Source organism: Mycobacterium sp. ENV421 (genome assembly GCF_002887815.1).
In the GTDB taxonomy this organism is placed as follows: domain Bacteria; phylum Actinomycetota; class Actinomycetes; order Mycobacteriales; family Mycobacteriaceae; genus Mycobacterium.
The window spans coordinates 105,918-130,260 of record NZ_PDHO01000010.1; the positions used below are offsets into that span (position 1 = coordinate 105,918).

A 24,343-nucleotide genomic window follows, 5' to 3' on the forward strand; every position below is an offset into this window, starting at 1 on the left:
TTCCGAGGTTTTCGACTTATAATCGAAAACGTGCCCCATACTAGCACCGAACACGAAGTACTCGCCGTCGTATTCCAGGTTGGCGACGTCGAGTCCCGTACACCGGCCCTTAACGTGCTGTTATGGCAGCGCGGCCTGGATCCCGAGCGGGGCAAGTGGTCACTGCCCGGCGGCAGGCTGCGCGCCGACGAAGACCTGACCAGTTCGGTGCGCCGCCAGCTGGCCGAGAAGGTCGACGTCCGCGAGATCGCCCACCTGGAACAGCTCGCGGTCTTCTCCGACCCGGGCCGCGTGCCCGGTGTTCGCACGATCGCCTCGACATTCCTCGGACTGGTGCCCTCGGTCGCCACCCCGGAACTGCCGCCGGACACCCGCTGGCATCCGGTCAGCGCCCTACCGGAAATGGCGTTCGATCACGCCCCGATGGTGGAGTACGCCCGCACCAGGCTGGTCGCGAAGTTGTCCTATACCAATATCGGATTCGCCTTGACGCCACGGGAATTCGCACTCTCGACGTTACGTGACATCTACGGCGCCGCCCTCGGATACCAGGTCGACGCCACCAATTTGCAACGGGTGCTGGCGCGCCGCGGCGTCATCACGCCGACCGGGACGACCGCCCATCCGGGCCGCAGCGGCGGCCGCCCGGCGGCGCTGTACCGCTTCACCGACTCGCACTTGAGGGTGACCGACGAGTTTGCCGCGTTGCGGCCACCCGGGTGAGTCGGCTGGCTTCTTAGACCCTTCTTAAGGTAGAAAGGGTGGAATGCATCCGGTGAGCACCGGGGCGCCGAGCCCCGAATGGATCGGCCGCGCCCCGCACGAGGAGCTCGAGCGCGGCGCGCATCCGCTGCTCCCGGACGAGGATCCGTTCTACGAGCCGCCCGCCGGTTTCGAACATGCCGAGCCCGGCACGGTGCTGCGCTCCCGCGACGTCCAACTGGGTTTTCTGGGACTGATCCCGCAGCGGGTGCGGGCCACCCAGCTGCTGTACCGCAGCACCGACCACAACGGGCTACCGCAGGCCACCGTCACCACGGTGCTCATCCCGACCGGCCACACCCCCGACCAGGTCCGCAACGTCGTCTCGTATCAGTGCGCCATCGACGCGGTGGCCTCGCGCTGCTTCCCCTCCTACGCGATGCGCAGACACGCCAAAGCCGTCGGCTCGCTGCCCCAGCTCGAGTACCTGCTCGTCGCGGCCGCCCTCGCCGAGGGCTGGGTGGTTTCGGTCCCCGACCACGAGGGCCCGGCCGGCATCTGGGGCGCCCCCTACGAACCCGGCTACGCCGTCCTGGACGGGGTGCGCGCAGCACTCGGGTTTGAGGCGTTCGGTCTCGCCGCGGACAGCCAGATCGGGTTGTGGGGCTACTCCGGCGGCGGGCTCGCCACCGCGTGGGCGGCCGAGGTGCACGAGGACTACGCCCCCGAACTGAACATCGTCGGCGCCGTCCTGGGTTCGCCGGTCGGCGACCTGGGCCACACGTTCCGCCGGCTCAACGGCTCCTACCTCGCCGCACTTCCCGCGCTCGTGGTGGCCGCGCTGGCCAAGACCTATCCCGATCTGAACCGGGTGATCGAACAGAACGCCACCGAGGACGGGCTGGCCCTGCTACGTCGGCTCGAGAACATGACAACCGCGGAGGCCGTCATCCGGTTGTTCCGCACCGACTTCGACGACCTGGTCCACCCGCCGCTGGAAGAGATCCTGGCGACGCCGGAAGTTCAGTACGTCTTCGACAACATCAAGCTCGGCAAGGCGGTTCCCGACCTTCCGGTGCTGATCGTGCAGGCCGTCCACGACTCGGTAATCGACGTCGACGACATCGACGACCTGGTGCACACCTACTCAGCCGGCGGGGCGCGGGTGACCTACCACCGCGACATGTTCAGCGAGCACATGCTGCTGCATCCGATGTCGGCGCCGATGACTCTGCGCTGGCTGACCGACCGGTTCGCCCAGCGCCCGATCGACGAGCACATCGTGCGCACGAAGTGGCCGACGCTGCTCAATCCCATGACCTACGCGGGAATGTTGCGCCTCGGCGGGATCGTCGCGCGCGTGGTGTCCGGCGGCCGGGTGCCACTGCGCCCGCTCTAGAGGGGCCCAGCTCTAAGCGGCGGCGCGGTCCATCGGCGGCACGGCCCCGAGATCGTCACGCGGTGTGGCCACCGCCATCAAGGCATATGTCAGCGCCGCAATCGCAGCCGGGAACAGTAGCGTCGTCGCGATCTGCAACGGCCCGTGCGCGAAGAACACCGGCGGCGCCTCGGAGTAGTAGAAGATCCGGTTCTCCGGGGTGACCGGAGCCGTGTCGAACGGGACCGGCCCGTAATGCCAGCGCACCAGCAGCGCGCCGACGCCCGCGGCCGCTGCGGCCGCGGCTATCGAACCGACCCACAGCGCGGTCGCCAGCAGCGGCCCGCGATGGGCGCGCCACTGCCACACCAGTACCGCCGCGACGATCGCCATCGACGTCAGCAACCCGATGAGCAGTGCCGCCGCCACGAACAGGTGGTCGGATTCGCTGCCGAGGTAGGTCTGCACCCGCTGACCGGATCGGGTCAGCGCCACCACGCCGTGCGCAGAGGGCGCCAGGACCGACCACACGGCGCCGATCACCGCACCCGTCACGGTCAATCCGACGACCACCACGATTGCCGCGCGGCGCCGCGAAAAGCGTTGTTGTGATTCGGGATTCACCGCTGGTCCTCCAGATCGTGGGAGTCGACGCGCCCGTGGCGCGAGCACTTGGCCCACCAGCCGTCCGGGCGAACCTGGACCACCATCCGGCGTCCGCACTCCGCGCAGAAGCGAGGCGGCTCGAGTCCGAGCTGTGCGGCGGTGGGCACCACGCTGCCGGCGGGCTCACCGGTGTAGACGTTGTAGACCCCGGCACTCACCGGAGCGGGCAGCTGTCCGACCATCGCCACTACAGGCTGGCGTTCAGAGCCTTGATCGGCATCTGCAGATCCTCGAGCAGCTCGAGATCGGCCTCAGCCGGGCGACCCAGCGTCGTCAGGTAGTTTCCGACGATCACGGCGTTGATGCCACCGAGGATGCCCTGTTTGGCGCCGAGGTCGCCGAGCGTGATCTCCCGGCCACCGGCGAACCGGAGCATCGTGCGCGGCAGTGCCAGGCGGAACGCGGCGACGGCCTTGAGGGCCTCGGACGCCGGCAACACCTCCAGATCACCGAACGGGGTGCCCGGCCGCGGGTTCAGGAAGTTCAGCGGCACCTCGTGCGGATCGAGTTCGGCCAGGTTCGCGGCGAACTCGGCGCGCTGCTCGAGCGTCTCCCCCATACCGAGGATGCCGCCGCAGCACACCTCCATGCCGGCCTCGCGCACCATCTCCAGCGTTCCCCACCGCTCCTCCCACGAGTGGGTGGTGACGACGTTCGGGAAGTAGGACTGCGCGGTCTCGAGGTTGTGGTTGTAGCGGTGGACGCCCATCTCCTTGAGGCGGTCCACCTGCTCCTGGGTGAGCATCCCCAGCGAGCAGGCGATCTGAATGTCGACCTCGTCGCGAATCGCTTCGATTCCGGCGGCCACCTGGGCCAGCAGCCGCTCGTCGGGTCCGCGCACGGCGGCCACGATGCAGAACTCGGTGGCGCCGGACTTCGCGGTCTGCTTGGCGGCCTCGACCAGGCTCGGGATGTCCAGCCAGGCGCTGCGCACCGGCGAGGCGAACAGGCCGGACTGCGAACAGAAGTGGCAATCCTCCGGGCAGCCACCGGTTTTCAGGCTGATGATGCCCTCGACCTCGACCTCGGGGCCGCACCACTTCATCCGGACCTCGTGGGCGAGGGCCAGGAGTTCTTCGAGGTGATCGTCGGACAGCTGCAAGACCTCGAGCACCTGATCGCGGGACAGCCCCTCGCCGCGCTCGAGCACCTGCTCGCGCGCCAGTGCCAATACGTCCGTCGCTGCCTGCGTCACCGGCTCGTCCTCCTGCGTTCGCCAACTTGAACAGTGTTCAGGCTAGGCTACCCGTGTGCAGCTCCACAAACGCGACGTGGTCGACGCGGCGACGACACTGCTGGACAACTACGGCATGGCCGACCTGTCCATGCGGCGGCTGGCCCGCGAGCTCGCGGTCTCCCCCGGCGCGCTGTACTGGCATTTCGCCAACAAGCAGCAACTACTCGGCGCGGTCGCTGACCGAATCCTGCGAAGTGTCCACGATGTGTCTGCGGACTGGCGCGTCCGCGTCGAGGCGATCTGCGCTCAGTTGCGCGACGCCCTGTTGTCCCACACCGACGGCGCCGAGTTGGTGTCCGCCAGTTTCGCCGCAGGCCAGTCGGAGGCGATGACGCAGATCCTGGACTGGCTGGCCGACGCGGCGATCTCCGCGGGCGTCGATGCCGGGCACGCCGGGACCGCCGGCCGCACTGTCCTCTACTACGTGCTGGGCTTCACCGCTGACGAGCAGTCCCGTCTGCAATGGGACGCCGCCGGTGCCGACCTCCCCGACGAACAATCCGTGCTCGGCGCCGACGCCAGCCGCCGGTTCGGCTTCGGGGTGCAGCTGCTGGTCGACGGCATCGCGGCGCGGCGCAGCCTGCCGGTGTGAACACAGTCGAGCAGCCGCCTAGAAGCGTTGCCGCGCAGGTTAACTGATCAGCACGCGATCGGTCCGCGTATCACTGTCCCAACGTCGTAGCCCCACAATGCCGGCCCGGATGTCGGTGGTGATCCCGTCGACCAATCCGAGGGCGTCGCCGGCCTGAGCCGGGGCGAACCGGCGCCCCAACGTGACGTGCGGCGTCCACCGGCCCGGCACGCTGTGTGCGAAGACATTGGTCAGCGACGGCAGGCACACGTCGTAGATGTGTTCGTGCAGAGCCAGCAGTCCTGCGGAGGGAACCACCAACCGCGCCAGCGTCATCCGCCCGACGCCGAAGATCAGCGGCGCGCCCAGGACCGCACGAAGCGGTAACCGGTCCGCCAGTGCGGCCAGCCGCTCGTCGACGTCGGGTGAGATCTGCTCGGCGGCGATCAGCGTGATGTGCGGGCGGTTGGTGTCGGAGGTGACCCGCAGTTGGCTGGGCAGACCGGCATCGGCCAGCGCCTGCCACGTGTGCCGCACCGCGTTGTCGGCACGCTGGTCGAGGAGCAGTTCGATCGAGTGCGCCATCTCAGATCAGGCCGGCGACCCAGTCCGGGTCGAACGCCCGAGCGCTGAACAGCGCGAAGTCAGTCGGCGACACCGCGGCCACCCCCGCCGGCAGCGCCGCGCGGACCGGAGCCAGTTTGGCCAACGCCTCACGGTTGGATTTCTCCGCCGGGCCGGGCTGGGCGGGCCAGGCGCCGATCACCAGACCGGCACACGAAAGACCCTTGGCGCCAAGCCCTTCCAACGTCAAGGAGGTGTGGTTCAGCGTACCCAGACCCGGTTCGACGACGACGAGCACCGGCGCGGCGAGTTCGACCGCGAGATCGCGCAGCGTCGCGCCGTCGGCCGTCAGTTCCACCAGCAGGCCACCGGCCCCCTCGACCAGCGTCAGTCGCCCGGCCCTGTCGACGTCGCGGATGACGCTCAGCAGCTCGCCGGTGCTGGGCAGCGGCAGGCCGGCGCTGTCGGCCGCTGCCACCGGCGCCAGCGGATCCGGATACCGGGCGACCCCGATCAGTTCGGTGACGCCGGCCAGCCTGCCGACTTCCGCGAGGTCGTCGTCGCCGTCGGCGGTGCCGGTCTGCACCGGCTTGCACACCGCGACATCCTGCTCGGCCACCCGCGCGTGGCAGGCCAGTGCCGCGGTCACAACGGTTTTTCCCACCCCGGTCCCGGTGCCGGTGACGACCAGCACGCTCATCGGGGGTGCGCCGCCAATACCGAGGTCAAGACGTCGCGCGCGGTGTCCATCTCATCGTCGGTCAACGATGCCCGCGCGGTCAGTCGCAGCCGCGAGGTGCCGGCAGGAACCGTCGGCGGCCGGAAACAACCGACCCGCACCCCGGCCTCCAGGCATGCGCTCGCCGCGGCCACCGCGATCTCCGGGTCGCCGAGAATGACTGATACGACGGCAGATTCGGGATTGTCGGGGACGTCGCACATCTCGGCCAACTCCCGGGCACGGTCGATCACCGCCGTGGCCCGCTGCGGTTCGGCGGTCAGCACGGTGAGCGCGGCCAGTGCGGCGCCGACCGGCGCCGGAGCCAGCCCGGTGTCGAAGATCATCGTGCGCGCGGCGTCGATGAGGTGGTCGCGCACCGCGGCGGGGCCGAGCACCGCGCCGCCCTGGCTGCCCAGCGACTTCGACATCGTGGTCGTCATGATCACGTCGGGCGCCCCGGCCAATCCGGCCTCGTGGATCAGGCCCCGCCCGCCGGTGCCGCGGACCCCGAGACCATGGGCCTCGTCGACCAGCAGCAGCGCCGCGTGCTTGCGGCAGACCTCGTGCAGCCTGCGCAGCGGCGCCAGCCCGCCGTCGGTGCTGAACACCGATTCGGTGATGACCAGCGCCCGCTCCTCGTCGCGCCCGGCCAGCGCGGCCGCGACCGCGTCGACATCAAGGTGCGGCGCGACGACGACCCGCGCCCGCGACAGCCGGCAGGCGTCGACCAGCGAGGCGTGCGACAGCGCGTCGGACACGATCAGCGAACCGGGGCCGGACAGCGCCACGGTGGCGCCGATGTTGGCGGTGTAGCCCGAGGAGAACACCAGCGCGGCCTCGGCGCCGGCGAAATCGGCCAGCGCCCTCTCGAATTCTTCGTGCAGTTCGGTGTTTCCGGTGACCAGCCGCGAGCCGGTCGAGCCCGCACCCCAGGTGCGCAACGCAGCGACCCCACCGTCGATGACGGCGGGATGCTGGGACAGGCCCAGATAATCGTTGGAGGCCAGGTCCAGTTCGGTGGCCACCGCGGGCCGGGTGCGCAGCGATCGACGCAGGCCGGCGTTCCGGCGCTGCTGCTCGACGGTGTCGAGCCAGGCCAGTGGGGACAGACCGACGCGGGTCACAGGCACTCCTCCGACGCTACTTGAACACCGTTCAGGTTAGAGCACGGGCCACGGCGACCATCGCCGAGGTGATCTGATCCACCTCGGCCGGCGTGCAGATGAACGGCGGCATCGCGTAGATCAGGTTGCGGAAGGGCCGCAGCCAGACGCCGTTGTCCAGGGCGACCGGGGTGGCGACGGTCAGGTCGACCGGCTGCCGCGTCTCGATCACTCCGATCGCACCGAGCACCCGGACATCGGCCACCGACGACAGCGCGCGGGCCGGCTCGAGCCCTTCGGCCAGCCCGGCGCCGATCTCGGCCACCCGGCCGCGCCAGTCCTGCGCGAGCAACAGTTCGACCGCGGCCACCGACACCGCGCATGCCAGCGCATTGGCCATGAACGTGGGCCCGTGCATCAACGCACCGGCCTCGCTACCACTGATCGTCCGGGCAATCTCCAGCGTGCACAGGGTGGCCGCCAGCGTGACGTAACCGCCGGTCAACGCCTTGCCGACGCACATGATGTCCGGACTGACCCCGGCGTGGTCGGCGGCGAACAGCTCCCCGGTGCGCCCGAACCCGGTGGCGATCTCGTCGAAGATCAGCAGCACTCCGGCGCGGTCGCACAGCGCGCGCAGGTCGCTCAGGTAGCGCGGGTCGTGGAATCGCATCCCGCCCGCGCCCTGCACGACCGGCTCGACGATCACCGCGGCGAGTGAATCGGCATGCTCGAGCAACTGCTCCGCGAACGCCGCGACGTAGGCCGGGTCGTAGTCCCCCGGCACCGGGGGCGCGAACACCTGCGGGGACAGCACGTCGCTCCACAGCGAATGCATGCCGCCGTCCGGGTCGCAGACGCTCATCGGGGTGAAGGTGTCGCCGTGATATCCGCCACGCCACGTCATCAACTTGGACTTGCCGAAGCGGCCCGCGCTGCGCCAATACTGCAGCGCCATCTTGACTGCGACCTCCACGGCCACCGAGCCGGAGTCGGAGAAGAACACGGTTTCCAGCCCGGCCGGTGTGATGTCGACCAGCAGCTGCGCGAGACGCGCGGCGGGCTCGTGGGTCAACCCGCCGAACATGACGTGATTCATCGTCGACAACTGGCGGCTCAGGGCCGCGTCGAGCACCGGGTGGCCGTGACCGTGCACCGCCGTCCACCAGGACGCCATCGCATCGAGCACCCTGATCTCGGTGTCGTCGCGAACCAGGGTGAGCCACGCCCCCTGGGCGCGGGTGGCCACCACCGGCGCCATCGCCTCGGCGCCGATCGTGCTGTACGGGTGCCAGATATGCGCGGCGTCGATCTCACTGATCTGCTGGGGGGTCAACGCCGACACGCTGTGTGAGCCTAGCCGAGGTCGACATCAGCCCCCGAGCGCGTTTGCTCAACGGATTCCGTAGCTCCGACGCGCCCTTCGCTGCGGATGAGAAGACTACCGGGGTTGGGTAGATTGAGCCCCGATCATGTTCACCCTCAGCCCGCCCCGCCCGTCAGCAGTGACGCCGGCGGACTCCCCTCCCGGCGCGGCGATGGGTTCGCGAAAATCGGGCTTCTACCGTCACGATCTGGACGGTCTGCGCGGGTTGGCGATCGCCCTCGTCGCGGTGTTCCACGTGTGGTTCGGGCGCGTCTCGGGCGGGGTGGACGTCTTCCTGGTGCTCTCCGGGTTTTTCTTCGGCGGGTCCCTGTTGCGCACCGCGCTGGATCCCGACTCTTCGCTGTCGCCCTGGCCAGAGATTCGCCGACTTGTCCGCAGGCTGCTGCCTGCACTGGTTGTGGTGCTTGCCGCGGGCGCCGTGTTGACCGTCCTCATCCAGCCTCAGACCCGCTGGGAAACCTTTGCTGACCAGAGTCTGTCCAGCCTGGCGTACTACCAGAACTGGGAGCTCTCGGCGACCGAGTCCAACTACCTACGGGCCGGCGAAGCGGTCAGCCCGCTGCAGCACATCTGGTCGATGTCCGTTCAGGGCCAGTTCTACCTGTCGTTCCTTGTCCTTATTTTCGCGTTCGCCTATTTGCTGAGGCGCCCACTGGGCAGGCGATTGCGCCCGATGTTCGTTGCTTTGCTGGCCGGCCTCACCGTCGCGTCATTCAGCTTTGCCGTCGTGCTACACGTCAACGACCAGACGGCCGCGTACTACAACAGCTTCGCGCGCGCCTGGGAGCTGCTCCTGGGCGTCCTGGTGGGTGCGATGGTGCCGTACATCCGCTGGCCGATGTGGCTGCGCACGGTGGCGGCCACAGTCGGGCTGGCCGCGATCGTGTCGTGCGGTGCGTTGATCGACGGGGTCCGCGAGTTCCCCGGCCCGTGGGCGCTGGTGCCGGTCGGCGCGACGGTGCTGATGATTCTCGCGGCGGCGAACCGCCAGTCCCGGCCGTCGACCAGTGCCCGCCTGCCGCTACCCAACCGGCTGTTGTCGGCCGCCCCGCTGATGACCCTGGGCGCGATGGCCTACTCGCTGTATCTGTGGCACTGGCCGCTGTTGATCTTCTGGCTCGCCTACACCGACGGCAGCCGGGCCGGCTTCGTCGACGGCGCGGTCATCCTCGCGATCTCCGGCGTGCTGGCCTACCTCACCATGCGATTCGTCGAGGAGCCGCTGCGGTTCCGGCGCGGCGACGCGGCGCAGGTGACGCCACAGCCCACGATTCCGTGGCGCACCCGCCTGCGCCGGCCCACGATCGCGCTGGGCACCACCGTGGGGCTCCTCGGGGTGGCGCTGACGGCGACGTCGTTCACGTGGCGCGAGCACGTCATCGTGCAGCGCTCGCACGGCAAGGAACTGGTGACGCTTTCTTCCACGGGTTACCCGGGAGCGCGGGCCCTGACCGAAAACGCCCGGGTGCCGAAGCTGCCGATGCGGCCCACCGTGCTCGAGGCCAAGAACGACCTCCCCGAATCCACCAACGACGGCTGCATCAGTGACTTCGACAATGTCGGGATCATCAACTGCACTTACGGCGACCTGTCGGCGACCCGGACCATCGCGCTGGCGGGCGGATCGCATGCCGAGCACTGGATCACCGCCCTGGACGCGCTGGCCAAGATGCACCACTTCAAGATCGTCACGTACCTGAAGATGGGCTGCCCGCTGACCACCGAGCAGGAACCGCTGGTCATGGGCGACAACCGGCCATACCCGAACTGCCACGAGTGGAACGAACGGGTGATGGCCAAACTGATCAGTGACCGCCCGAGCTTCGTGTTCACCACATCGACCCGGCCGTGGAACATCAAACCCGGCGACGTGATGCCGGCGACCTACATCGGGATCTGGAAGACCTTGTCGGACAACAACATTCCGATCCTGGCAATGCGTGACACCCCGTGGCTGGTGCGTAACGGCGAACCGTTCTTCCCGACCGATTGCCTGGCCAAGGGCGGCGACGCGGAATCATGCGGGATCAAGCGCTCCGAGGTGCTCTCCGACCGCAATCAGACCCTGGATTTCCTGGCGCAGTTCCCGCAGATGCGGATCCTCGACCTCAGCGACGCGGTGTGCCGTCCGGACGTGTGCCGCGCCGTCGAGGGAAATGTCCTGATCTACCACGATTCTCATCACATCTCCGCGACGTATATGCGCACGTTGATCCCTGAGCTGGGCAGGCAACTGGGGGCTGCCACCCGGTGGTGGTGACAACTTGCGCATCACGCGCGCCACGTCGATAAGGTCTAACGATGGCATCGAGCGAACCCGCGCTGGTCACCAGGTGGCCGGGTACCCCGTACCCGCTCGGAGCCACCTATGACGGCGCCGGCACGAATTTTTCGGTGTTCTCCGAGGTCGCCGACTCCGTCGAACTCTGCCTGATCGCCAAAGACGGCACCGAGACCCGCATCAACCTCGACGAGGTCGACGGATTCGTCTGGCACACCTACCTGCCCACGGTCACTCCGGGACAGCGCTACGGCTTCCGGGTGCACGGTCCGTGGGATCCGGCGGCCGGCCACCGGTGCGATCCCAGCAAGCTTCTCCTCGACCCGTACGGCAAGTCGTTCCACGGCGACTTCGAATTCGGCCAGGCGCTGTACTCCTATGACCTCGACGCCGAGGACCTGGCGTCCGGCGGCACCCCGCCGATGGTCGACTCGTTGGGCCACACCATGACCAGCGTGGTGATCAACCCGTTCTTCCAGTGGGGCTCCGACCATCCGCCGCGCACGCCGTACCACGAGACGATCATCTACGAGGCGCACGTCAAGGGGATGACCCAAACCCATCCCGGGATCCCCGACGAGCTTCGCGGCACCTATGCCGGGCTGGGCCACCCGGCGGTCATCGACCATCTCAAGAGCCTGAACGTGACGGCGATCGAGTTGATGCCGGTGCACCAGTTCATGCACGACCACCGTCTGCTGGACCTGGGACTGCGAAACTATTGGGGCTACAACACTTTCGGGTTCTTCGCGCCGCACTACCAATACTCGTCGACGCAGCACGCCGGTGGCGCGGTGGCCGAATTCAAGACCATGGTCCGCTCGTTCCACGAGGCCGGGATCGAGGTGATCCTCGATGTGGTCTACAACCACACCGCCGAGGGCAACCATCTGGGCCCGACGATCAACTTCCGCGGTATCGACAATGCCGCCTACTACCGGCTGCTCGACGACGACAAACGGTTCTACAAGGATTTCACCGGCACCGGCAACAGCCTCAACGCCCGGCATCCGCACACGCTGCAGCTGATCATGGACTCGCTGCGGTACTGGGTGCTGGAGATGCACGTCGACGGATTCCGCTTCGACCTGGCCTCGACACTGGCGCGGGAGTTCTACGACGTCGACCGATTGAGCGCGTTCTTCGACCTGGTGCAACAGGATCCGGTGATCAGCCAGGTCAAGCTCATCGCCGAGCCGTGGGATGTCGGCGAGGGCGGCTATCAGGTCGGCAACTTCCCAGGTCTGTGGACCGAGTGGAACGGCAAGTACCGCGACACCGTCCGCGACTACTGGCGCGGCGAGCCGGCGACCCTTGGCGAGTTCGCCTCCCGGCTGACCGGCTCGTCGGACCTCTATGAGGCGACCGGCCGGCGGCCCAGCGCGAGCATCAACTTCGTCACCTGTCACGACGGCTTCACCCTCGCCGACCTGGTGTCCTACAACGAGAAGCACAACGAGGCCAACGGCGAGGACAACCGGGACGGCGAAAGCCACAACCGGTCGTGGAACTGCGGTGTGGAGGGTCCGACCGACGATCCGGCGATCATGGCGCTGCGCCATCAGCAGATGCGCAACATCCTGGCCACCCTGATTTTGTCGCAGGGCACCCCGATGATCGCCCACGGCGATGAGATCGGCCGCACCCAGCAGGGCAACAACAATGTCTACTGCCAGGACTCACCGCTGTCGTGGATGGACTGGACGTTCAAGGAAACCAACGCCGAGCTGCTGGAGTTCACCACCCGGGCGACCGCACTGCGCAAGGCGCACCCGGTCTTTCGGCGGCGCCGGTTCTTCGACGGCGAACCGCTGCGCACCGGCGATCAGGTGCGCGACATCGCCTGGCTCACCACCGCCGGCCAGGAGATGTCCCATGACGACTGGAACTCCGGCTTCAAGTTCGTGGGTGTCTTCCTCAACGGCGATGCGATCCCGGAGCCGAATTCCCGCGGCGAGCGGGTGGTCGACGATTCGTTCCTGCTGTGTTTCAACGCTCACAAGAAGCCGATCGAGTTCACCGTTCCCGAGGGCGAATACGCGCAGGAGTGGAGCGCAGTTCTGGACACCTCGGAGGCCACCGGCGCCACCGATGCTGTCGTGAAAGCGGGCGAAACGATAAGTGTTCCATCTCGCTCGGTATTGGTGCTTCAAAAGACTGCCTAGCGGGAACAGGCTCAGCTATGGCTTACCCGGTGCTGTCCACCTACCGTCTGCAACTGCGCGGCGCTTCGGCGGGCGACCCGTTCACCTTCGCCGACGCCGAGAAACTCATCTCCTATCTCGACGATCTCGGCGTCTCCCACCTCTACCTCTCCCCCATCCTGACCGCGGCGCCGGGTTCCACCCATGGCTACGACGTCACGGATCCGACCACGGTGTCCGAGGAACTGGGTGGCGCCGACGGCCTGGCGCGCCTTGCCAAGGCGGCCAAGGCGCGCGGCCTCGGTCTGGTCGTCGACATCGTCCCCAATCACGTCGGGGTCGATCAGCCGCAGCGCAACCCCTGGTGGTGGGACGTTCTGCAGCACGGCAGGCAGTCGCCGTACGCGACATACTTCGACATCGACTGGTCCGTCGACCCGGAGGGGCGAATCCTGTTGCCGGTCTTGGGATCTGACAGCGACGTCGCAGATCTGACGGTCGACGGTGACCTGTTGCGACTCGGCGACCTCGCGTTCCCCATCGCGCCCGGAACCGGCGACGGATCGGGCCCCGAGGTGCACGATCAGCAGCACTACAAGCTGATCGGGTGGCGCAACGGGGTGTGCGGCTATCGCCGATTTTTCTCGATCACCTCACTGGCGGGTCTGCGTCAGGAAGACCGGGAGGTCTTCGACAGCTCGCACGCCGAAGTGGCCCGCTGGTTCAGCGAGGGCCTGGTCGACGGGGTGCGCATCGACCATCCCGACGGCCTGACCGATCCGACCGGATACCTGGGGTGGTTGCGCGAGCTGACCGGCCCGCAGGCGTGGATCGTGATCGAGAAGATCCTCGGCGTGGACGAGGCACTGGACCCGACGCTGCCGATCGACGGCACCACGGGCTATGACGTACTGCGCGAGGTGGGCGGCATCTTCGTCGACCCCACCGGCGCCGAGGCACTGACCGAACTGGTCGATGCGGAAGGTTTCGACTACGCTGCCGCCCCGGAGATGTTGCGCGAGTTGAAAATTCGGGCCGCCACCGACACATTGTCGAGCGAACTGGCTCGCCTGCGCCGCGCGATCGTGGCGGCCGTCGGCGCCGATCATCCGCAGTTGCCCGATGCGGTGGCGGCGCTGCTGACCGAAGTCGGTGTGTACCGGTCGGATTACCTCACCTTGTCGGCGGTGCTGTCCACCGCCTTCGCACACACGGTGGCCGCCCGGCCCGAGCTGGCCGTCCCGCTGCAGCTGGTGTCGGCCGCGCTGGCCAGTGACTCCAGCGAGCCTGGCGCACGGCTGCAGCAGCTGTGCGGCGCGATGACGGCGAAGTCGGTGGAGGATTGCTACTTCTACCGCGACGCCCGGCTGGTGTCGCTGAACGAGGTCGGCGGCGAGCCACACCGATTCGGCGTCAGTGCCGCCGAATTCCATCGCAGCTCCGCGGTCCGGGGCCGCCTGTGGCCGAAGTCGATGACCACGCTGTCCACCCATGACACCAAGCGCGGCGAGGATGTGCGGGCGCGCATCGGCGTGCTGTCGCAGGTGCCGTCGCTGTGGGCCGAGTTCGTTGGCAGCTGGCAGACCACCACCCCCGCGCCGGACGCCGCGACCGGATTGTTCCTGTTGCAGAACATCTTCGGCGTATGGCCTGCCGACGGACAGGTCACCGACGAGCTGCGCGAGCGCCTGCACGCCTACACCGAGAAGGCCATCCGGGAAGCCATGTGGCACACGTCGTGGAATGACCCGGACACCGAGTTCGAGGACGCGGTGCACGCCTGGGTCGACGCGATCCTGGACGGCCCGGTTGCCACCGAACTCACCGGAGTGGTGGTGCAACTCGAACCGCATGCCCACAGCGACGCGCTCGGCCAGAAGCTGCTGGCGCTCACCGTCCCCGGCATCCCGGACGTCTATCAGGGCACCGAGGTGTGGGAGGACAGCCTCGTCGACCCGGACAATCGCAGGCCGGTCGACTATCCGGAGCGTCGCGTGGAGCTGGACCGGCTGTCGCACAGCAAGATTCGGGTGGTACGAGCGGCATTGCATGCCCGCCGCGACCATCCCGAGGCGTTCCTGTCCGGTGACTACCGTCCCGTGCTCGCCGAGGGTACGGCCGCACCTCACATCGTCGCGTTCCAGCGCGGCGTCGACGTGCTGGTCGCCGTCAGCCGCTGGACCGTGCGGCTACACCACGACGGCTGGGGCGACACGACCCTGCCGTTACCGGACGGCACGTGGACCGACCGTCTGACCGGCAACCGGTGGACCGGTCCGACTCGGGCCGATGACTTGTTCGCCGAGCTGCCCGTCGTCCTCTTGGAGAGATCTCATGCCTGAATTCGCCGTGTGGGCACCGCTGCCCAAGCAGGTGCGCCTCGACGTCGACGGGCAGCTCCATGACATGACCGTCGACGACGGCGGCTGGTGGCGCGCCGACGTCGACGCCGCCCCGGACGCCCGCTACGGCTTCGTCCTCGACGACGACCCGACGGTGCTGCCGGATCCGCGCTCCGCCCGCCAGCCCGACGGGGTGCACCAGCGATCCCAACTCTGGAACCCCTCCTCCGCGCAGTGGTCGGATGCGCAGTGGGCCGGCCGCTCCATCGAGGGGGCGGTGATCTACGAGCTGCACACCGGAACATTCACCCCGGAAGGCACGTTCGACGCCGCCATCGGGAAGCTGGATCATCTGGTGGACCTCGGCGTCGACTTCGTCCAGCTGATGCCCGTCAACGCCTTCAGCGGCGACCACGGGTGGGGCTACGACGGTGTGTTGTGGTACGCGGTGCACGAACCCTACGGCGGCCCAGACGGTTTGGTGCGCCTGATCGACGCCGCGCATGCTCGCGGACTCGGCGTCCTGATCGACGCGGTGTTCAACCACCTGGGCCCGTCCGGCAACTACCTGCCCAAGTACGGGCCGTACCTGTCGTCGGTGAGTAACCCATGGGGTGAAGGCGTCAACCTGACCGGACCCGACGCCGACGAGGTGCGCCGCTACATTCTGGACTGCGCGCTGCGCTGGATGCGCGACTTCCACGCCGACGGCCTGCGGCTCGACGCGGTGCACGCGCTGGTCGACAACACCGCGATCCACATCCTCGAAGAGATGACCGCGGAGACCGACGCGCTGTCAGCCGTTGCGGGCCGGCCGCTGTCGCTGATCGCCGAGAGCGACCTCAACGATCCGCGGCTGATCACGCCCCGCGATCGCGGCGGATACGGTCTGACCGCGCAGTGGGACGACGACATCCATCACGCCATCCACACCGCGGTGTCCGGCGAACGGCAGGGCTACTACGCCGATTTCGGCTCCATGTCGGCACTTGCCAGCACGCTGCAGAACGGCTACTTCCACGCCGGCACCTACTCGTCGTTCCGGCACCGCAGACACGGCAGGCCGCTGGACAAGAAGCTGATCCCGGCCACCCGGCTCACGGCCTACACCTGCACCCACGATCAGGTGGGCAACCGCGCGACCGGCGATCGGCCGTCACAGAACCTCGACTACGGCCAGCTCGCCATCAAGGCCGCGCTCGCACTCGGATCGCCCTACACCGCAATGCTTTTCATGGGCGAGGAATGGGCGGCGTCGACCCCGTTCCAGTTCTTCAGCTCGCACCCCGAGCCCGAGCTGGCCAAGGCGACGGCGGAGGGCCGCAAGGCGGAGTTCGCCGACCACGGCTGGGACGCCGACGACATCCCGGACCCGCAGGACCCGCAGACGTTTTTGCGTTCGAAGCTGAACTGGGACGAGGTCGACGAGGGCAGGCACGCCGAGCTGCTGGACTTCTACCGCGGCCTGATCGCGTTGCGCCGCACCGACCCCGACATGGCCGACGCGTGGCTGCAGCATCTGGTGGTCGATTTCGACGAGGACGAACGCTGGATCGTGATGCGGCGCGGGCACATTGCAATCGCCTGCAACCTCGGCGAGCAGTCGGTCAGCGTGCCAGTCGTCGGCGACATGGTGTTGGGGTGGGGTGAGCCCACGGTGGGCGCGCACAGCACCGAGTTGCCCGGCCACTCGGTGGCGGTGACGCGCTCCGGCTAGGTCAGGTACCGGTAGGCCGGCGAGCCGGGTTCCAGCGGCTCGACGTGCAGGCCGGAGGCATCCATCCGGGCCCGCAGCCCGTCCAGCCCGGCGGCCGAGCCGAGTTCGATACCCACCAGCGCCTCACCGGTTTCGCGGTTGTTGCGCTTGACGTACTCGAACAGGGTGATGTCGTCGTTCGGTCCGAGGATCTCGTCGAGGAACCGGCGCAGCGCGCCCGGCTCCTGAGGGAAGTCGACCAGGAAGTAGTGCTTGAGCCCCAGGTGCACCAGCGACCGTTCGAGCACCTCGCCGTAGCGGGATACGTCGTTGTTGCCGCCGGAGATCAGGCACACCACCGTCGACCCCGGCTGCACGCCGGCCTCCAGCAGCCCGGCCACCGACAGCGCCCCGGCGGGCTCGGCGATGATGCCCTCGTTCTGGTACAGGTCGAGCATCGCCGTGCAGACCGCACCCTCGTCGACCGTGGTCACCGACACCATGTCGCCCGCCGCGGCCAGCGCCTGATACGGCAGCGCACCGATCTGCTTGACCGCCGCGCCGTCGACGAACTGGTCGACGTGGTCCAGTTCAACCGGGCCGCCGGCGGCCAGGGCCGCGATCATCGAGGCCGCGCCCGCGGGTTCGACGCCGAGTACCGCGGTGTTGGATGTCCGCTCGGCCAGGTAGGTGGTGATTCCCGCGATGCAGCCGCCGCCGCCGATCGGGACGACCACCAGGTCCGGTTCGGTCTCGAGCTGGGCAAGGATCTCCACGGCGATCGTGCCCTGGCCGGCCATCGTGCGCAGATCGTCGAACGGCGGGACCAGGGTGGCGCCGGTGCGGGCGACATCGTCGAGAGCCGCCTGCGCCGCCATGTCGTAGGTCGCCCCGCCGACGATCAGGTCGATGAACTCCCCACCGTGATAACGGATGCGGTCGCGCTTCTGCTTCGGGGTCTTGGCAGGCACGTAGACCCGCCCGTGTACGCCCATCGACCGGCAGGCCAACGCGAAGCCCTGCGCGTGATTACCGGCCGACGAGCACACCACCCCGGCGGCGATTTCGGCGTCGGAAAGCTGTTTGAGCAGGTTGTAGGCACCGCGGACCTTGTAGGACCGCACGCTCTGCAGATCCTCTCGTTTGAGGTAGACCTCGGCGCCGGTGGCCTGCGAGAGCCGGTCGCTGTACTGCAGCGGGCTCTGGCTGACCACGTCGGAAATTCGCTGACCGGCCTCATCGATGTCTGCCGCTGAGAGAGGGGGGGTCAGCGGCGTCCTTCGAGAATCCTGAGTCAGTTCAGCGGACACCGATCAATGGTGCCACCACCAGGGCCGAATGCGGGAATCGGGGTGAGCGCGAACCGGCGGGCCAACAGCGCCACGAGTTCCGGGTGGGCGCCCAGCGGATCGGTCACTCCGTGCGCACCGCAACCGGCCAGCCGGGTGTGGAACACCCCCGGTGCCAGCAGGTAGGAGGCGATGAACACTCGCCGCCCGGCCGCTCGGATCCGGCCCACCAGGTCGGCGACCGTCGGGGCGCCGGTGGCAACGAATCCGAGGTGCACCTCACCCACCAGCTCGCCCAGCAGGGCCGCGGCCCGCACCAGTTCGCGCCGGGCCGCCGGATCGGAGGACCCCGCGGCCGCCATCACAACTGCGTCACCGGGTGTCCAGCCCACCTGGAGCAGCCTGCTGCGCATGATCGCGGCCAGCACCGGGTCGGGTCCCAGCGCCGCGGTGATGGTGACGCACGCGTGTCCGCTCTCCGCGATCCGCGCCGGCAGGTCGGTGTTGACGTGGTAGCCCGACGCCAGGAACGCCGGCACCACGATCGCAGGCCTGGTCGACTCGGCCAGCAGCTCGCGGGGATTGGGACCGAGGACATCGACGAACGCGGTACGCACCGGGCCCACGTGCTCGGCGACGGCCGACGCGATCTCGGTGACGGTGGCCAGCCCCTGCGGACTTCGGGTGCCGTGGGCGACCAGGATCAGCTCGGGTGTCACCTCGCCTCCACGTCCACGGCGAGCCGGTAGCCGCGTTTCACCACGGTCTGGACCACCCGCGGGGCGGCCAGCGCCGAACGCAGCCGCGCCATCGCGGTCTCCACCGCGTGGGTGTCGCCGCCACCGCCGGGCAGTTCGGCGAGCAACTCCTCGCGGGACACCACCAGACCGGGTGCCACCAGCAGCCGCCGTAACAGCGCCATCCCGGCCGGCGGCAGCACCTTGAGCTGGCCGTCCACCTCGACGCTGGCGCTACGCACGCTGATTCGGTGCCCTCCTGCACTGTATTGCTGTGCCAGGCATGGCAATTCATCGGTGATGAGCCGCGCCAGCGCGCCGAGGCGATAGCGCTGCGGGGAGCGCGGCTCGATACCCAGCCGGGCCAGTGGGGTCGCGGTCACCGGACCGACACAGAACACCGCGACGTTGTTGCGCAGCGCGGTGATCAGACAGTCCAGTGCGCCAATGGCTTTCGCGCGCTCCAGCAGAGACGCGACGGCGGGCGCGCTGGTGAAACTCACCGCGTCGACGTCGGAATTGACGATCATTCCGATCAGCTGGTCGATGCGCCGGGTGTCGTCGGGCTGTTCCCAGCGATACACCGGCACCTTCACCACCTGGGCGCCGGCCCGGGTCAGCGCATCGCAGATGTCGGTGTCGGGCTCCCATTCGCTTGCCGCGCCGTGCAACTGCACCGCGATCCGCAGCTGGTCCACCCCTTCGGAGAGAAGCCGCTCCAGCACCTCGACCGACGACTCCGACTCCGGGCTCCACTCTTCACACAGTCCGGCCTGCCGCACGGCGCCGCGCGCCTTGGGCCCGCGGGCCAGGATGCGCGTCGATCCCAGTGCGGCGAGCAGACCGTCGTGAACGTCCCAGCCGTGGGCGGCCTCGACCCAGCCCCGGAAGCCGATCCCGGTGGTCACGACGACCAGATCGGGCGGTTCGGCGATGAGATGCTCGGTCACCCGGTGCAATTCGACGTCGTCGACCAGCGGCACGATCCGGATCGTCGGGGCATGCACCACCGCGGCACCGCGCCGCTCCAGCAGCGTGATGAACTCTTCGGCCCGGCGCGCGGCGGTCACCCCGACGGTGAAACCGGCCAGCGGGTCAGCGACTTCTGATCTCGACGAATCCATCGACCACCCTGACGTCGTAGACCGGCAGTGCGTATGACTCGTCGTCGAGGCAGCGACCGTCGACCAGGGAGAACACCTGCTTGAGCAGCGGTGAGGCCACCGTCGGCTCACCGCGCCGGTCCCCGACCAGGCCACGCGACATGACCGCGGCACGGCCGAACGGGTCGATGTTGCCGACCGCGGCCAGCGTGCCGTCGGCCAGCAAGAACAATGCCGCCTGCTCACCGCCGGGCAGCAACACCGCGACGCCGCGCCCGGCCAGCAGCGCGCTACGCGGGCAGGCGGGCGTCCACACATCGAGGTCGAGCCCCAGGCGGGTATCTGCAAGAACTGTCATCGTGTCAAGCCTCCAAGACCTTGATAGAGGGGTCGTGTTTCGCCGCTGTTACGCGCGGCTTTCCGCCGCGTTGACGCTGCCGGGCATACCGAGCAGCAACGGCACCTTGCGCGGGCCGCTCTCGTCGAACGCGACCGTCGGGTCCGCCTCGTCGGGGGCGTTGACGAACGACACGAAGCGAGCCAGTTTTTCCTGGTCGTTCAACACGCCCGCCCATTCGTCGGAGTAGCCATCAACGTGGCGCCCCATCGCGTCGTCGAGGTCCGCGGCGATCCCCAACGAATCCGCACACACCACGTCCCGGATGTGATCGAGCCCGCCGTCGATGGTCTCCTGCCACACCGCGGTGCGCTGCAATCGGTCTGCGGTACGGATGTAGAACATCAGGTATCGGTCGATGTAACGGACCAGGGAATCGGAATCGAGGTCACCGGCCAGTAGCTGCGCGTGCTTGGGGTTGGCGCCGCCATTGCCACCGACATAGAGGTTCCACCCCTTCTCGGTGGCGATCACCCCGACGTCCTTGCCGCGGGCCTCAGCGCATTCGCGTTGGCAGCCCGACACCCCCATCTTGATCTTGTGCGGCGAACGCAGCCCCCGATACCGCAATTCGAGCGCCACGGCCATCGCGACCGAGTCCTGAACGCCGTAGCGGCACCAGGACGACCCGACGCAGCTCTTCACCGTGCGCAGCGATTTGCCGTACGCGTGACCGGATTCCATCCCCGCGTCGACCAACCGCTTCCAGATCTGCGGCAGCTGCTCGACGCGGGCACCGAACAGGTCGATGCGCTGCCCGCCGGTGATCTTGGTGTACAGGCCGAAATCCTGTGCCACCTGGGCGATCACCATCAGCTGCTCGGGTGTGACCTCACCGCCGGGCAGCCGCGGCACCACCGAATACGTACCGTTGCGCTGAATATTGGCCAGGAAATGGTCGTTGGTGTCCTGCAATGCGGCCGTCTCGTCGTCGAGGATGTGATCCGACGACGTGGACGCCAGGATCGACGCGACCACCGGCTTGCAGATGTCACAGCCGGTACCGGTCCCATACCCGGCGATCAGCGCCGAGAAGGTTCGGATACCGGTCGATGCGACGATCTGGAACAGCTCCGCGCGGGACTGCGCGAAGTGCTCGCACAGCGCCTTCGACATCGCCACACCCTGCGATTCGAGGAGCCGCTTGAGCATCGGAATACAACTGCCGCAGGACGTTCCGGCGGCGGTCGCGCATTTGATCGCCGGCACGTCATGGGCGCCGTCCGCGATGGCGCCGCAGATGCTGTGTTTGGACACCGCGTTGCACGAGCAGATCTGCGCGTCGTCGGGCAGCGCGCCGACCCCGACCTCGGCTCCGGCCGGCGAGATCAACGTCGCCGGGTCGGCCGGAAGCGGACGGCCCACCAACGGCCGCAGCGTTGAGTAGGCGCTCGCGTCGCCGACCAGGATGCCACCCAGCAGGGTCGACACATCATCGGAGACAACGAGTTTGGCGTAGGTCTGGTTGACGGCGTCGTTGAGGACGACCTCCAGCGCGCCCGGTGTGCTGGCATGCGCGTCACCGAAGCTCGCGACGTCGACGCCGAGCAGCTTGAGCTTGGTGGACAGATCGGCACCCGGGAACTCGGCGGTACCGCCGACCAGCCGGTCGGCCACCACCTCGGCCATCGTATAGCCGGGCGCGACCAGGCCGTAACAGCGGCCGTCGACCGCGGCCACCTCACCGATGGCGTACACCCGGGGATCGCCGGTGGCGCAACTGATGTCGGTCAGCACTCCGCCACGCTCGGCGATCGGCAGACCACAGTCCCGGGCCAACTCGTCACGTGGGCGCACGCCGGCAGAGAAGACCAGCACCGCGGCGTCGAGCTGTTCGCCGTTGGACAGTGACACCGTGATGCCGTCACCGGTGTCGACGATGTCGGTGGACGCCACGTCGGTGTGCACGACGATGCCGAGGTCGGTGATCAGCCGGTTCAGCAGCGCCCCGCCACCGTCGTCGACCTGAATGGGCATCAGCCGCGGGGACCGTTCCAGCACATGCGGAGTCAGCCCCAGCATGCGCAGCGCGTTGGCCGCTTCCAGCCCGAGCAGGCCGCCGCCGACGACGATGCCGGTTGCTCCGGGCCGGGTCGCCGATGCGGCCGTGCGGATCGCATCGAGGTCTTCGAGCGTCCGGTAGACGAAGCACCGGTCCAGATCGCTGCCGGGGATGGGCGGCACGAAGGGATACGAGCCGGTGGCCAACACCACCGCGTCGTAGCCGATGCGCTCCCCCGTCGAGGTGACGACCTCGCGGGCGTCCCGGTCGATCGCAGCGGCCGGTTGACCGACCCGCAGGTCGACCAATGTGTCTCCGGCATAGTCATTTCCGGACAGCGCCAGGCTGGCACGGTCCCAGCCGTCGATGTAGGAGGACAACCCGACCCGGTCGTAGGCCGCGGTCGGCTCCTCACAGAGCACCACCACCTGCCAGCTTCCGTCGCGATCGCGGTCCCGCAGTGCCTCGACGAACCGGTGGCCGACCATGCCGTGCCCGATGACCACGACGGTCCGGCCGGGGGCGGTCATGCGGCGGCGGCGGCGCTGCTGACCGCGGGGGTGTCGGTTTCGAGGACGCCGGCCGTCTTTGGCCTCCGCACGTAGGCCGCCCAGGTGATCGCGGCGCACAGGATGTAGAAGCCGAGGAACACCCAGAAGGCCATGGTGGCGGATTTCGCCGGGGACAGGTAGGACGCCCGCAGAGCGATGTTGACTCCGACCCCTCCGAGACCTCCGATCGCGCCGGCGATCCCGATCAGCGCACCCGACATCCGCAGTGACCACGCGCTGCGTTCCGGTGCACCGAGCTGGTTCATGCCACGGGACTTGGCCTCGAAGATCGACGGGATCATCTTGTAGACCGAGCCGTTTCCCATGCCGGACAGGATGAACAGCGCGATGAATCCCGCGATGAACGCGGCCATCGTGGCACCGGTCGCGGGTCCCGGGGCCGCGTCGTCGATCTCACCGGCGGCGACCAACCAGCCGGCGGCCGCGATCATGGCGTAGAACGTGTAGAGCGTGACCTTGCCACCGCCGAAGCGATCCGACAACCAGCCGCCCAGTGGGCGCGACAGGGAGCCGAGAACCGGTCCGATGAAAGCGATCTGGGCAGCGTGCAGGGAGGCCTGCGCGGTCATCGCCGGGGTGACGGGGCCGCCGTGCGCCAGTCCGGCCAGGAAGTTGATCTGCAGCACCTGGCCGAACGCGAAGCCGAATCCGATGAACGATCCGAATGTGCCGATGTAGAGCAGTGAGATCAGCCACGAATCACGATGCGCCAGAACATCTATCAGCGATCGGGCGTCGCTGCGTTGGTTGGTCAGGTTGTTCATGAAGAACGATGCGCCGACCGCCGCCGCCGCGATCAACACCAGGTAGGTGGCGCAGACCAGATGTGGCGATCGATTGCCGACGGTCGCGATGACCAGCAGCCCGACGAGCTGGATGACGGCAACACCGATGTTGCCACCGCCGGCGTTGAGGCCGAGCGCCCAGCCCTTGTATCGCTGTGGGTAGAAGGCGTTGATGTTCGTCATCGAGGAGGCGAAGTTGCCGCCACCCAACCCGGCGAAGGCGGCCACCACCAGGAACGCGGTGTACGACGTACCCGGGTGCGCCATGAAATACAGCGTCAGCGCCGTCGGGATCAGCAGCGCCAGGGCCGAGAAGATCGTCCAGTTACGACCCCCGAAGTGGGCGGTGGCGAACGTATAGGGGATCCGCAGGACCGCACCCACCAGTGTGGGCACCGCCACCAGGAAAAACTTGCCTGCCGCATCGATGTGGTAGACGTTCTGCGGCATGAACAACACCATCACCGACCAGATCGACCACACCGAGAATCCGACATGTTCGGCGAAGATCGACCAAATCAGGTTGCGGCGTGCGATTTTCGAGCCGCCATCATTCCAGGCCTCGACGTCTTCGGCGTCCCAGTCGTCGATGTCGTAGCCACTGCGAGTGGAGGAATTCTGCATGCCCTCACGGTAGGAATTCTTTGTTGCGCCTTCGCACCTGCG

General features: G+C 68.1%; 20 protein-coding genes. 7 read left to right on the forward strand and 13 right to left on the reverse strand.

Features of this window, described 5'->3' with window-relative positions:
• The first annotated feature begins 30 nt into the window (after nucleotides 1-30).
• Nucleotides 31-723 carry an NUDIX hydrolase gene (locus CRM90_RS14700; RefSeq protein WP_102807680.1) on the forward strand — a complete coding sequence of 231 codons (693 nt, stop codon included), beginning with the start codon at nucleotides 31-33 and terminating at the stop codon, nucleotides 721-723.
• Between the two features lie 43 nt (nucleotides 724-766).
• Nucleotides 767-2,101, forward strand: coding sequence for a lipase family protein (locus CRM90_RS14705; protein ID WP_102807681.1), 1,335 nt, complete (start codon nucleotides 767-769; stop codon nucleotides 2,099-2,101).
• Nucleotides 2,102-2,113: 12 nt separating this feature from the next.
• On the opposite strand, the gene CRM90_RS14710 is transcribed toward CRM90_RS14705, so the two are convergent.
• From CRM90_RS14710 to bioB, 3 genes are read right to left on the reverse strand one after another with little or no spacing between them, the layout of a single operon-like run.
• Nucleotides 2,114-2,704 carry a DUF2567 domain-containing protein gene (locus CRM90_RS14710; protein ID WP_102807682.1) on the reverse strand — a complete coding sequence of 197 codons (591 nt, stop codon included), beginning with the start codon at nucleotides 2,702-2,704 and terminating at the stop codon, nucleotides 2,114-2,116.
• A complete protein-coding gene (gene bsaP, locus CRM90_RS14715) occupies nucleotides 2,701-2,928 on the reverse strand; it encodes a biotin synthase auxiliary protein BsaP (protein ID WP_102807762.1) in 228 nt (75 codons plus the stop codon). Before bsaP ends, CRM90_RS14710 begins: the two co-directional genes overlap by 4 nt.
• 5 nt (nucleotides 2,929-2,933) lie before the next feature.
• On the reverse strand, nucleotides 2,934-3,941 hold the full coding sequence (gene bioB / locus CRM90_RS14720) for a biotin synthase BioB (RefSeq protein ID WP_102807683.1): 1,008 nt from the start codon (nucleotides 3,939-3,941) through the stop codon (nucleotides 2,934-2,936).
• 55 nt (nucleotides 3,942-3,996) lie between these two features.
• Here bioB and CRM90_RS14725 point away from each other — a divergent pair, with 55 nt between their 5' ends.
• Complete coding sequence (locus CRM90_RS14725) at nucleotides 3,997-4,575, forward strand: TetR family transcriptional regulator (protein WP_102807684.1); 579 nt, start codon at nucleotides 3,997-3,999, stop codon at nucleotides 4,573-4,575.
• A gap of 39 nt (nucleotides 4,576-4,614) precedes the next feature.
• On the opposite strand, the gene CRM90_RS14730 is transcribed toward CRM90_RS14725, so the two are convergent.
• The 4 genes from CRM90_RS14730 to CRM90_RS14745 are packed head-to-tail and all read right to left on the reverse strand — an operon-like array spanning nucleotide 4,615 to nucleotide 8,287.
• Nucleotides 4,615-5,139, reverse strand: coding sequence for a 2'-5' RNA ligase family protein (locus tag CRM90_RS14730; RefSeq protein ID WP_102807685.1), 525 nt, complete (start codon nucleotides 5,137-5,139; stop codon nucleotides 4,615-4,617).
• 1 nt (nucleotide 5,140) lies between these two features.
• On the reverse strand, nucleotides 5,141-5,818 hold the full coding sequence (bioD, locus tag CRM90_RS14735; protein ID WP_102807686.1) for a dethiobiotin synthase: 678 nt from the start codon (nucleotides 5,816-5,818) through the stop codon (nucleotides 5,141-5,143).
• On the reverse strand, nucleotides 5,815-6,963 hold the full coding sequence (locus CRM90_RS14740) for an 8-amino-7-oxononanoate synthase (RefSeq protein WP_102807687.1): 1,149 nt from the start codon (nucleotides 6,961-6,963) through the stop codon (nucleotides 5,815-5,817). The genes bioD and CRM90_RS14740 overlap by 4 nt, the downstream gene beginning before the upstream one ends.
• Before the next feature lie 31 nt (nucleotides 6,964-6,994).
• A complete protein-coding gene (locus CRM90_RS14745) occupies nucleotides 6,995-8,287 on the reverse strand; it encodes an adenosylmethionine--8-amino-7-oxononanoate transaminase (RefSeq protein ID WP_102807688.1) in 1,293 nt (430 codons plus the stop codon).
• 127 nt (nucleotides 8,288-8,414) lie between these two features.
• Between CRM90_RS14745 and sucT the strand changes: the two genes are divergently transcribed.
• Genes sucT through treZ form a run of 4 tightly spaced genes read left to right on the forward strand, consistent with a single transcriptional unit; the run spans nucleotide 8,415 to nucleotide 16,813 of the window.
• Entirely contained in the window at nucleotides 8,415-10,589 is a 2,175-nt protein-coding gene (gene sucT, locus CRM90_RS14750) for an acetyltransferase SucT (protein ID WP_102807689.1), read from the forward strand.
• Between the two features lie 41 nt (nucleotides 10,590-10,630).
• Nucleotides 10,631-12,775 carry a glycogen debranching protein GlgX gene (gene glgX, locus CRM90_RS14755; RefSeq protein ID WP_102807690.1) on the forward strand — a complete coding sequence of 715 codons (2,145 nt, stop codon included), beginning with the start codon at nucleotides 10,631-10,633 and terminating at the stop codon, nucleotides 12,773-12,775.
• A 17-nt stretch (nucleotides 12,776-12,792) separates the two neighbouring features.
• Entirely contained in the window at nucleotides 12,793-15,096 is a 2,304-nt protein-coding gene (treY, locus tag CRM90_RS14760) for a malto-oligosyltrehalose synthase (protein WP_102807691.1), read from the forward strand.
• Nucleotides 15,089-16,813: a malto-oligosyltrehalose trehalohydrolase gene (gene treZ, locus CRM90_RS14765; RefSeq protein WP_102807692.1), complete on the forward strand. Its 1,725-nt coding sequence runs from the start codon at nucleotides 15,089-15,091 to the stop codon at nucleotides 16,811-16,813. The genes treY and treZ overlap by 8 nt, the downstream gene beginning before the upstream one ends.
• Here the strand turns inward: treZ and ilvA are convergent.
• The 6 genes from ilvA to CRM90_RS14795 are packed head-to-tail and all read right to left on the reverse strand — an operon-like array spanning nucleotide 16,810 to nucleotide 24,301.
• Nucleotides 16,810-18,102: a threonine ammonia-lyase IlvA gene (gene ilvA / locus CRM90_RS14770; protein WP_102807693.1), complete on the reverse strand. Its 1,293-nt coding sequence runs from the start codon at nucleotides 18,100-18,102 to the stop codon at nucleotides 16,810-16,812. The genes treZ and ilvA overlap by 4 nt on opposite strands.
• Nucleotides 18,087-18,800, reverse strand: coding sequence for a sirohydrochlorin chelatase (locus CRM90_RS14775; protein WP_102807694.1), 714 nt, complete (start codon nucleotides 18,798-18,800; stop codon nucleotides 18,087-18,089). Before CRM90_RS14775 ends, ilvA begins: the two co-directional genes overlap by 16 nt.
• Nucleotides 18,797-19,942 (reverse strand): uroporphyrinogen-III synthase, encoded by a 1,146-nt coding sequence (locus CRM90_RS14780; RefSeq protein WP_102807695.1) that lies wholly within the window; start codon nucleotides 19,940-19,942, stop codon nucleotides 18,797-18,799. The genes CRM90_RS14775 and CRM90_RS14780 overlap by 4 nt, the downstream gene beginning before the upstream one ends.
• Complete coding sequence (gene nirD, locus CRM90_RS14785; protein ID WP_102807696.1) at nucleotides 19,914-20,279, reverse strand: nitrite reductase small subunit NirD; 366 nt, start codon at nucleotides 20,277-20,279, stop codon at nucleotides 19,914-19,916. Before nirD ends, CRM90_RS14780 begins: the two co-directional genes overlap by 29 nt.
• Nucleotides 20,280-20,327: 48 nt before the next feature.
• Nucleotides 20,328-22,850: a nitrite reductase large subunit NirB gene (nirB, locus tag CRM90_RS14790; protein ID WP_102807697.1), complete on the reverse strand. Its 2,523-nt coding sequence runs from the start codon at nucleotides 22,848-22,850 to the stop codon at nucleotides 20,328-20,330.
• Nucleotides 22,847-24,301 carry a nitrate/nitrite transporter gene (locus tag CRM90_RS14795; RefSeq protein ID WP_102807698.1) on the reverse strand — a complete coding sequence of 485 codons (1,455 nt, stop codon included), beginning with the start codon at nucleotides 24,299-24,301 and terminating at the stop codon, nucleotides 22,847-22,849. The genes nirB and CRM90_RS14795 overlap by 4 nt, the downstream gene beginning before the upstream one ends.
• Between the last annotated feature and the right edge of the window lie 42 nt (nucleotides 24,302-24,343).

Coding starts and splice junctions, on each gene's coding strand:
- nirD (WP_102807696.1), bottom strand. CDS start 20,279: ATGACAGTTCTTGCAGATACCCGCCTGGGGCTCGACCTCGATGTGTGG.
- CRM90_RS14795 (WP_102807698.1), bottom strand. CDS start 24,301: ATGCAGAATTCCTCCACTCGCAGTGGCTACGACATCGACGACTGGGAC.
- CRM90_RS14780 (WP_102807695.1), bottom strand. CDS start 19,942: ATGGATTCGTCGAGATCAGAAGTCGCTGACCCGCTGGCCGGTTTCACC.
- sucT (WP_102807689.1), top strand. CDS start 8,415: ATGTTCACCCTCAGCCCGCCCCGCCCGTCAGCAGTGACGCCGGCGGAC.
- glgX (WP_102807690.1), top strand. CDS start 10,631: ATGGCATCGAGCGAACCCGCGCTGGTCACCAGGTGGCCGGGTACCCCG.
- CRM90_RS14730 (WP_102807685.1), bottom strand. CDS start 5,139: ATGGCGCACTCGATCGAACTGCTCCTCGACCAGCGTGCCGACAACGCG.
- bsaP (WP_102807762.1), bottom strand. CDS start 2,928: ATGGTCGGACAGCTGCCCGCTCCGGTGAGTGCCGGGGTCTACAACGTC.
- CRM90_RS14705 (WP_102807681.1), top strand. CDS start 767: ATGCATCCGGTGAGCACCGGGGCGCCGAGCCCCGAATGGATCGGCCGC.
- treY (WP_102807691.1), top strand. CDS start 12,793: ATGGCTTACCCGGTGCTGTCCACCTACCGTCTGCAACTGCGCGGCGCT.
- bioD (WP_102807686.1), bottom strand. CDS start 5,818: ATGAGCGTGCTGGTCGTCACCGGCACCGGGACCGGGGTGGGAAAAACC.
- nirB (WP_102807697.1), bottom strand. CDS start 22,850: ATGACCGCCCCCGGCCGGACCGTCGTGGTCATCGGGCACGGCATGGTC.
- treZ (WP_102807692.1), top strand. CDS start 15,089: ATGCCTGAATTCGCCGTGTGGGCACCGCTGCCCAAGCAGGTGCGCCTC.